Annotated in this window: 1 protein-coding gene; it reads right to left on the bottom strand. The window is 35.3% G+C overall.

Annotation, left to right across the window (positions count from 1 at the left end; translation table 11 throughout):
- Positions 1–653: 653 nt before the first annotated feature.
- Entirely contained in the window at positions 654–3,740 is a 3,087-nt protein-coding gene (locus tag F6K54_RS40805; protein ID WP_293090167.1) for a tetratricopeptide repeat protein, read from the bottom strand.
- Positions 3,741–4,553 lie beyond the last annotated feature (813 nt).

Raw genomic sequence — 4,553 nt, 5'->3', positions numbered from 1 at the left:
ACGTGAGAGCATGGGGCCAAGCGGCGAACGGCCTACGGAGGCGGGCCGGCGGGGTGACTGGAGTACAGACGTGGGCTCGACAGAGGGAGATGGAGAGATCTGTATATTTGCACAATAGATGGGGAGATGGGGAGATGGGGAGATGGGGGGATGGGGAGATGGAGAGATCTGTATATTTGCACAATTAAATATATTTCTAACTTAATTAGGACTTACGCAGATGCGCTATATATAGTACTCATAACTATTGTCCAATAGTTACTGTACTCTATACACAGTGTCTTTGCGTAAGTCCTGTTAATATTCTCTGACGACAAAGAATTAGCCCTGCCCTAAATCCCCCAATTGTGGGGGACTAGAGTAAGCAAATTAACTCTTGTTCCCCCCAAATTTGGGGGGCTAGGGGGGCAAATTTCAGTTATCAGTTATCAGTTATCAGTCAAATAATTTTTGAAGGAAGTTTAGGGGGAAATTCCTACCAAAAGTTTCCAGCTAATCGGGTGCATCTCATATTTGCAAAAAGACTTTTTTCCTATATATTCCCATTCCCTATTCCCTGTTGCCTGTTGCCTGTTGCCTGTTGCCTAAAAGCCAAAAATTTATGGCTTTATTCAAAATTGAGATGCACCCAGCTAATCTGCATTAGAGGATGTTTATAATTGATTGGAGTTTGAGTCCCCATCAATTTTTTCTTCCTTGCTTCTTTCTTCTTCAACTGTCTGAGATAGTAATATTTTTATCTGAGGATTTTCTAATAATTTTTCTGCATCTGCTAATAGTTTATCGCCCCAAAATGCTTTTTTGAGGAACTGCAAATCACCCCAACTTTTATCTAGTTTTAGTGCCGTTTCTGCCATTGATAAACCAACTTTAATCTCACCTTTGTTATATAGAATAACTCCTATAGCTAAGTGAGGCTCTACAAGTTGGTCATCAATTTCAATTACTGCTTGCCAATTTTCTATAGCCTCACCTATATTTCCTATTTGATGTTTAACTAAGCCAAGGTTAGAGATAGCACAATAGTAGTCTGGTTTAATTTCTATGGCTTTTTCATAAGCAGCTATTGCTTGTTGATACAATTTTAATCGCAACAAAGCATTACCTTTACAGAACCAAGCATAATGAGAGTATGGTCGAATTTCTAGAGCTTTATCAAAAGCAGAAATTACCTCTTCATATCTTTCTAAAATTTTAAGTGTAACGCCTTTATTTTCCCAAGCATAATGAGAGTATGGTCGAATTTCTAGAGCTTTATCAAAAGCAGAAATTGCCTCTTCATATCTTTCTAAAATTTTAAGTGTAATGCCTTTATTTTCCCAAGCATAATGATAGTCTGGTTGAATCTCTAGAGCTTTATCAAAAGCTGCAAGTGCCTGTTCATGTCTTTCTAATTTTCCTAATGCAATACCTTTATGATTCCAAACATTATGAGAGTTTGGTTGAATTTCTAGAAATTTTTCAAAAGCAGCAATTGCCTCTTCATATCTTTCTAATTTTTCTAATGCAATGCCTTTCAATAACCAAGAATAATGAGAGTCTGGTTTAATTTCTAGAACTTTTTCATAAGTAGCAATTGCCTCTTCATATCTTTCTAATTTTTCTAATGCAATGCCTTTACAGAGCAAAGCATTATGAAAATTTGGTTTAATTTCTAGAGCTTTTTCATAAGCAGCTAGTGCCTCTTCATATCTTTCTAAATTTTTCAGTGCAACGCCTTTATTACGCCAATAATAATGAGATTCTGGTTGATTTTCTAGAGCTTTATCAAAAGCTGCAATTGCCTGTTCATATCTTTCTAATTTTCTCAGTGCAACGCCTTTATTACGCCAATAATAATGAGATTCTGGTTGATTTTCTAGAGCTTTATCAAAAGCTGCAATTGCCTGTTCATATCTTTCTAATTTTCTCAGTGCATTGCCTTTATTATTCCAAGCATAATGAAAGTCTGGTTTAATTTCTAGAGTTTTTTCATAAGCAGCAACTGCCTGTTCATATCTTTCTAATTTTCTCAGTGCATCGCCTTTATTATTCCAAGCATAATGATAGTCTGGTTTGATTTCTAGAGCTTTTTCATAAGCAGCAACTGCCTGTTCATATCTTTCTAAATTTTCTAATGCAATACCTTTATTATTCCAAGCAGAATAATAGTCTGGTTTAATTTCTAGAGCTTTTTCGTAGGCAGCAACTGCCTGTTCATATCTTTCTAATTTTCTCAGTGTAATGCCTTTATTATTCCAAGCAGAATAATAGTCTGGTTTAATTTCTAGAGCTTTTTCATAAGCTGCAACTGCCTGTTCATGTCTTTCTAAACTTCCTAATGTAATGCCTTTACCATTCCAAGCATAATGATAATCTGGTTTAATTTCTAGAGCTTTTTCATAAGCTGCAACTGCCTGTTCATATCTTTCTAAACTTCCTAATGTAATGCCTTTACCATTCCAAGCATAATGATAATCTGGTTTAATTTCTAGAGCTTTTTCATAAGCTGCAACTGCCTGTTCATATCTTTCTAATTTTCCCAGTGCATTTCCCTTATTATTCCAAGCATAATGAGAGTCTGGTTTAATTTCTAGAGCTTTTTCATAAGCTGCAACTGCCTGTTCATATCTTTCTAATTTTCTCAGTGCAACGCCTTTATTATTCCAAGCAGAATAATAGTCTGGTTTAATTTCTAGAGCTTTTTCATAAGCTGCAACTGCCTGTTCATATCTTTCTAAATTTTCTAGCGCAATGCCTTTATTATTCCAAGCTTCATGAAAGTCTGGTTTAATTTCTAGAGCTTTTTCACAAGCTGCAACTGCCTGTTCATATCTTTCTAAATTTCCTAATGCAACGCCTTTATTATTCCAAGCTTCATGAAAGTCTGGTTTAATTTCTAGAGCTTTTTCATAAGCTGCCAGTGCCTGTTCATATCTTTCTAAATTTCCTAATGCAACGCCTTTATTATTCCAAGCTTCATAATTATTGGCTTGAATTTTTAATGCTTCATCACAAGCTAATATTGCTTCTTCATTTTCCTTAAACTTTCTATCCAATAAAGCCTTTATCACTAACAAATTAGATTTTTGTTTAACAGGAAGTCTCTCATCATCAAGCAAACTTTTAATTCTCAACCATACATACTTACGCTCTTGCCGAGTAAGCTCTTTATAATCATCTAAATCTTTTGCACAAACATCTAAAGATTCTTGTCGTAAATATTCCTCATTCATAGGAAACAGAAATAACCCAGAACGCCAATCAAAAAAATCTGGGGCACGTTTAATCAAGTAATCTAAAGCAAACCTTGGTAACAGAAACACAAAGCAAATATCAAAATCATCCCTAAATCTTTCTCGCTGCTGATTCAAATTAATCAAAACAGGAGGTACTCCTCTTCTACTAATAGAAATAATCTCATTACTATCCCAACCCCTTTCCTTCATCTCCTCCTCATATTGATAGAGAGAATATTCCAAACCAGTCACAAATAAAACATCAATCTCTGCTAAATTTGGCAATTCCTTTACCAGATTATAAAAATTATAAGTAGTCTTATCCAAACGCAAAACTTCCACCCTTTCTTGGGGAATATCCTGCCGAATTTTTTCAATAATTTCCGTTCCCTGTGGAGGCGAGCATTCTACAAACAATAAACCAAAACCTTCAATAAACCTGACAACATTCAATAAGTCTTGATATTCCTCTGCAAAAGTTGACTGTATATCCTCTTCGTAAACAATTTTTTCTCCCTTCATTCCAGTAACTCCTTATAGTAGTTTTCATTAACATAAAATATAGAGATTTTTGCTTAAAAGCAGAAGGCAGAAGTTTTGTAATCTACTTTTGTAAAAACCTCTATAAATTCGAGAACTTCTGTGATGAAAAATTCTCTGGTAGGTAAAAATTTATGATCCCCCTAAATCCCCCTTGAAAAGGGGGACTTTGAAACTGCCCCCCTATAAATTCGATAAATCCTGTGATGAAAAATGCTCTGGTGGGTAAAAATTAATTTATTTGAGCATAAAATTTATCATAAATATGAAGTACATTTACGATCCCCCTAAATCCCCCTTGAAAAGGGGGACTTTGAAACTGCCCCCCTATAAATTAAATTCGATAAATCCTGTGATGAAAAATTTTCTGGTGGGTAAAAATTAATTTATTTGAGAATAGAATTTCTCATAAAGATGAGTTACATTTATGATCCCCCTAAATCCCCCTTGAAAAGGGGGACTTTGAAACCTCCACCCTTTTGAAGTAGTTCCCCCTTTTTGAAGCAGTTTCCCCTTTTTGAAGCAGTTCCCCCCTTATTAAGGCTATGCTTTATAAACATCTTTCTTAACATAAAACTTGACAAAATATACAAATTATGTTGAAGACTTTAAAAGCCTTTTTCTAGAGAGAAAATGTATTTCAAAGTACATTTGTTTGGGGAAATTAAGTAGTTTTACTTAGATGCTATGACTATTTCTCCCTTCTCCCCTGCTCCCCTTCTCTCCGTGTCCCCGTGTCTGGTGCGTCTCCGTGTCCTCGTGTCTGAGGAGTTCCTTATAAGGGATAGTTATTAA

Origin of the sequence: Okeania sp. SIO3B5 (assembly GCF_010692555.1) — a bacterium.
Taxonomy (GTDB): Bacteria; Cyanobacteriota; Cyanobacteriia; order Cyanobacteriales; family Microcoleaceae; genus Okeania.
The sequence above is the reverse complement of the archived record's forward strand: the minus strand, read 5'-3'. Positions and strand labels throughout refer to the sequence as shown.